Genomic DNA, 5,515 nt, shown 5'->3' with positions numbered 1-5,515 from the left:
GCGGGTCGAGGCGAGCCCGGGGCGGGCCGCAGGGACGGGTGTGTTCGACCTGTGCTCCGACGGCGTCGGCCCCGGCGGGTCGCCGCGGTGGGTCCTCCTGCGGACCCATGATTGAGGGCCCGTCATGACCACCTCCGTATCCGTCGCGGATGCCGCGCCCGTCCCGGCTGCCGTGCCTGTCCCACCCACCTCGTTCGCCTCGCGTGTCGTGGACTCCACAGCCGCCGATTCCGCGCCCGTCGCGGACATCACGCCTGCCGGCCGGTCGCCCATGGCCGAGCCCGCGGTCACCCACCTCGACCTCCTGCGTCGCTCCGGAGCCTCGCTCTCGGAGGCGTGCCAGGCGACGGCGAGCCGCGAGCGGTACCTCAAGGCCCATCTCGCAGCACTCCGCGCTGCGGCCGCCTATCTCGCCATGGCTCCCTCGGGTCCGTCCCGGCGGAGCCGACGTCCGGTCGAACCACCGAGTCCTGGTCCGGGTCGGGGCCTGTGGGAGACCCTCGCGGCGAGCGCTCCCGAGCTGCGCGAGTGGGCCTCCTACTTCGCGGCGACCGGGGCGCGGGCCCGGCGTATTCTCCGCAGCCCCGTCCTCGCGGCAGGGGTGTCCAACCGGGAGGCCGACGATCTCGTCCGCTCCGCCGAGGCCTTCATCGACACCGTTGCGGGGCTCCTCGGCGTGTCGCGGCGGGTCGGGCCCGTCCGGCTCACCCCGGTGACCCGTTGACCGTCCCGGCGCCACCGCATCCATCCGACCCCGTCCACCCATCCGCAGGCCATCTCCATGTCGACCGACTTCGCCCATCTCCACGTCGCCTCCGGCTTCTCCATGCGCTACGGCACCGCGATGCCCGGGGCGCTCGTCGATCGGGCGGTCCAGCACGGACAGGCCACGCTCGCCCTCACCGACCGTGACGGGCTCTACGGCGCGGTCCGCTTCGTCGAGGCCACCGAGAAGGCCGGTATCCGGGCCGTCCTCGGCGTCGATCTCGCGATGGGCGCCTCCCCTCCGCCGTGCGACGGTTCCGGACGGTCGGGTGGGCCCGGGCGGGCAGAGCCGCGCGTCCGTCGCTCCCCGGCTCGCGGCGGCACGGTCGTCGACCCACGGCTGCCGCGCGTCACCGTCCTCGCGCGAGGGTCCGCCCCGTGGGTGGGGGACCGGGGCGCCCGAAGGGCGGCGCTCGGTGGAGCGGGCGTCGTCGGCGCCGGGGGAGCGGCCGGGCTCGGTGGCCCCGGTGGACGGACTCCCGACGCGTCGATGGGCGGGGTCTTCCCCGTCGGCCGGGTCGCCCACCGGGCCGGGTGGGCGGCCCTGTGCCGGCTCGTCACCGACACCCACCTGGCCGGTGAACGCGGCACGCCCGTCTGCACGCCGGAGATCCTCGCCCGCTGGGCCGAGCCGGGAGCCACGTCCCGACCGGCGACGGCAACCGCCGCCACGGCCGGAGCCGCCATGGGCAGCGGCACCATGGACGGCGGCGCCATCGGCGGAGCCGCCACGGACGGCGCTCTCGGGGGACAGTCGGGAGACCACCGACCGTCTCGGGGCGACGCGTCACCTCTCGTCGTCCTCCTCGGCCCCGACTCGGACGTCGGTCGGGCCCTCCTCGCGAAGCAGCGCGACCGGGCCCGCGACCTCCTGCTGGCCTGGCAGACCCTCCTGCCACCGGGGTCGGTCGTCGTCGAGGTCGTCTGTCACGGCGGGCCGGACGGCACCCCCGCCTCGCGCAGCCATGCTCGTCGTCTCCTCGGTCTCGCCGACGAGACCGGCACGCCCGCCGTCCTCACCGCGATGGCCCGTCACCTCGACCCCGGCGACTCCAGGACCGTCGACGTCCTCGACGCCGCCCGGCGCCTCGTCGCCCTCGACCCCCGCCATCTCGACCGGACGACGGAGGCCGGACACCTCGCGAGCACGGCGGCGATGCGGGCCGTCGCCCGCGAGGTCGCGGGAGAGGACACCGAGCGAGCCCGCCGGCTCATCGAGACGACGGGTGCCCTCGCCGACGCGTGCGTCCAGCGCCGGCGGCGGGACCTCGGCATCGGGATGTCCCACCTGCCCGAGCCGCACGTCCTCGGCATACCGGACGACGTCGACCCTCTGGCCGTCCTCGAGGAGCGCACCCGGGCCGCCGTCGCCCGGTGCTACCCCGGGGCCTCCGACGCCCATCTGCATACCGTCCACACCCGGCTCACCGAGGAGCTGAAGGTCATCGCCGGCCACGGCTACCCCATGTACTTCCTCACCGTCGCCGCCGTCGTCGACCTCATCCGCGCGCAGGACGTGCGGGTCGCGGCCCGCGGCTCGGGAGTGGGGTCGCTCGTCAACCACCTCCTCGGCGTGAGCGGCATCGACCCCCTGCGCCACGGCCTGCTCATGGAGCGGTTCTGCTCGTCGATGCGGAAAGAGCTGCCCGACATCGACATCGACGTCGAGTCGGCCCGACGGACGGAGATCTACGAGAGAGTCCTCGAACGGTTCGGCGGCGACCGGGTGACGTGCGTGTCGATGATGGACACCTACAAGGTCCGGCACGCGATCCGCGACGTCGGGGCGGCGCTCGGTATGCCACCGGTCGAGGTCGACGAGATCGCCAAGGCGTTCCCGCACATCAGCGCCCGCAACGCGCGGAACGCCATCGTCGAGCTGCCCGAGCTGCGGATGCGCGGTCTCGACGCGCCACGGCTGCGGACCTTCTTCGACCTCGTCGAGCGGCTCGACGGGCTGCCTCGGCACATCGCGCTCCACCCCTGCGGCATCGTCCTGTCGGGCGGCGGGCTCCTCGACCGCACCCCCGTCGAGGCGAGCTGGCTCGGCTTTCCGATGAGCCAGTTCGACAAGGACGACGTGGAGACCCTGGGGCTCCTCAAGCTCGACGTCCTCGGCATCCGGATGCAGTCGGCGATGGCCCATGCCGTCGCCGAGGTCGAGCGCGTCGACGGCGTCCACCTCGATCTCGACGACGAGACCCAGGTCCCGCGCGACGACCCCGCGACCTACGCGATGATCCGCACGACCCACACCCTCGGCTGCTTCCAGATCGAGAGCCCCGGTCAGCGCGAGCTCGTCGGCAAGCTCGGCCCGGAGCGGTTCGACGACCTCATCGCCGACATCTCCCTCTTCCGGCCCGGACCCGTCAAGTCCGACATGATCACCCCGTTCCTCGAGAGCCGGCACCGCTGGCGGCGCCGCGAGCTGCTCCACCCGAGCCTCGCCTCGGCGCTCGCCGAGACCGAGGGCGTCGTCGTCTACCACGAGCAGGTGCTGCGGATCGTCGCGGAGACGACGGGCTGCTCCCTCGCCAAGGCCGACGAGGTGCGCCGCGGAATGGGCAGTCCCGCCGGGCAGGAGGAGATCGAGGCGTGGTGGCGGCCGCGCGCGAAGGCGCGCGGGTACTCCCCGGAGGACCGCGACCGGATCTGGGCGGTGCTGAAGTCCTTCGCGAGCTTCGGATTCTGCAAAGCCCACGCGGCCTCGTTCGCCCTCCCGACGTTCCACTCGGCATGGCTGAAGGCCCACCACCCGGCGGCCTTCCTCGCCGGTGTCCTCACCCACGACCCCGGCATGTACCCCAAACGCCTCATCCTCGACGACGCCCGCACCCTCGGCATCGCCGTCCTGCCTCTCGACGTCAACCTCTCCGACGGCACCTACCGCGTCGAGCGCATCCCGGTCTGGCAGGAGCATGTGCCGCTCCATCCCGATTTGCCCGACGGCTCCGCATACGGCATCCGCCTCTCCCTCGCCGACGTCAGGGGGATGAGCGAGGCGGAGGTCGAGCGGATCGTCGCCGGGCAGCCGTATGCCGACCTCGCGGACTTCTGGGGCCGTGCCCGGGTCAGCCGTCCGGTCGTCGAACGGCTCGTCGTCGCGGGCGGGTTCGACGGGATCTACGGCACCGGCTCGACGCGGACAGGGATGGGACGCCGGGGCCGGGTGACCCGCCGCGACGTCCTCCTCCACGTCGCCGAGCTCGATCGCTACGACCGGGCCCTCGCCGGCGGCCGCCGATCCACTCCGCGGCGCCGGGCGGCCCCGACGGGAGACGACCCGAGGATCCGGGCCGCGGCGCAGTCCCGCGGGGCCGCACCGGTCGTCGCGGCGAGCGACCAGCCGACCCAGCTGACCCTCGACCTCGGCGACGCCCCCGCGCTGCGGGCCGGCGCCGGCCTGCCGGAGATGACCGGGGCGGAGCGGGTCCGCGCCGAGCTGGAGGTCCTCGGACTCGACGCGAGCGCCCACGTCGTGGAGTTCTACGAGCCGATGCTCCGGGCGCTGCGGGTGACCCGCAGCCGCGACCTCCTCGGGGCGCGGAGCGGCTCGAGCATCCTCGTCGCCGGCGTCAAGGTCGCCACCCAGACCCCGCCCATCCGCTCCGGCCGCCGCGTCGTCTTCCTCACCCTCGACGACGGCACCGGCCCGGCGGACGCGACGTTCTTCGAGGACGTCCAGGGCCCGTATGCCGGCACCGTCTTCCACTCCTGGCTCCTCCTCGTCCGCGGGATCGTCCGCCGGACGGGGGAGCGGGGCATCTCGCTGCGGGCCACCGGGGCGTGGGAGCTCGGGAGCCTCTGGGAGGCGTGGGAACACGGTGGGGTGGCGGCGGTCCGTGCCGCGCTGGAGCAGGCAGACGCCCAGGCCCGGGCGCTCGCCACGGCCGGCGAGGAGGCGGCGGCGGACGCCCTGGCTCGCGGGCATCGCGTCCTCGTCCACGCCTCGGGGTTCAAACAGTCCCCGTATGCCGACACTCGCCCCCCGGGCCTGGACCCCAAGGACGGCCGGGGGGCGCCTCGCCCGGACCTCGTCCCGGAGGTCGGCGCCCGCTCGGCGCCGGAGTCTCCTGGTTCGGGATCGGGAGTCCCTGGTTCGGCGCCGGAGGTTCCTGGTTCGGCGCCGGAGGTTCCTGGTTCGGGGCCGGGGGTTCTCGGTTCGGGACCGGGAGGCGAGGACTTCGACCCTCCTGCCAGTGGGGACCTGGACCTGCCGCCGCGGCGACGGATCGGTGCGCCGGGCGACGACCTCTCCGTCCCACCCAGCAAGCTGTGGCACTCCAGCCAGGGAAGCTCGGGTCACTGATGTGCGGCTCGGGCCGGACGGAAGACGCAGGCTGGACGGAGAACCAGCGTGAGGTGGACGGAGTAATGGTGCCCGGGCGGAGAGCCGACTTGGGTGGATGGGGCACCGGCGCGGGGTGGACGGAGAAGTTGCGCATGGACGGAGTTGTTCCTCCGTCCGGGCGCAACTTCTCCGTCCGAACGGGGCGCAACGGGATGCAACTCCGTCCGAACGGGACGCACGGCGCGACGGTCCTTGTCGGGGCCGGACACTAGGGTGGACGCAGCCGTGAAGGGAGCACGACGTTGGCTGACGAGGCGACCGAGCGTCCGCGTCCAGGGGGGCGCCGGGCGAGCGTCGGCACGGGCATCCGCACGGCCGCTGTCTGGGCCGCCGTCAGCGAGGTGGCGGGCGGGAGGGCGACCGAGCTCGGCCGCCCGCTGCGCGTCGTCGACCTCGGCG

Annotated in this window: 2 protein-coding genes; both read left to right on the top strand. The window is 74.1% G+C overall.

The genetic code is table 11. The features are described from left to right. The first annotated feature begins 208 nt into the window (after positions 1 to 208). Complete coding sequence (locus BN12_RS17645; RefSeq protein WP_235432455.1) at positions 209 to 724, top strand: SAV_6107 family HEPN domain-containing protein; 516 nt, start codon at positions 209 to 211, stop codon at positions 722 to 724. Positions 725 to 781: 57 nt separating this feature from the next. Next, entirely contained in the window at positions 782 to 5,074 is a 4,293-nt protein-coding gene (locus BN12_RS17640) for a DNA polymerase III subunit alpha (RefSeq protein ID WP_083454736.1), read from the top strand. Positions 5,075 to 5,515: the final 441 nt, after the last annotated feature.

It is taken from the genome of Nostocoides japonicum T1-X7, assembly GCF_001046855.1.
Taxonomy (GTDB): domain Bacteria; phylum Actinomycetota; class Actinomycetes; order Actinomycetales; family Dermatophilaceae; genus Nostocoides; species Nostocoides japonicum.
The sequence above is the reverse complement of the archived record's forward strand: the minus strand, read 5'-3'. Positions and strand labels throughout refer to the sequence as shown.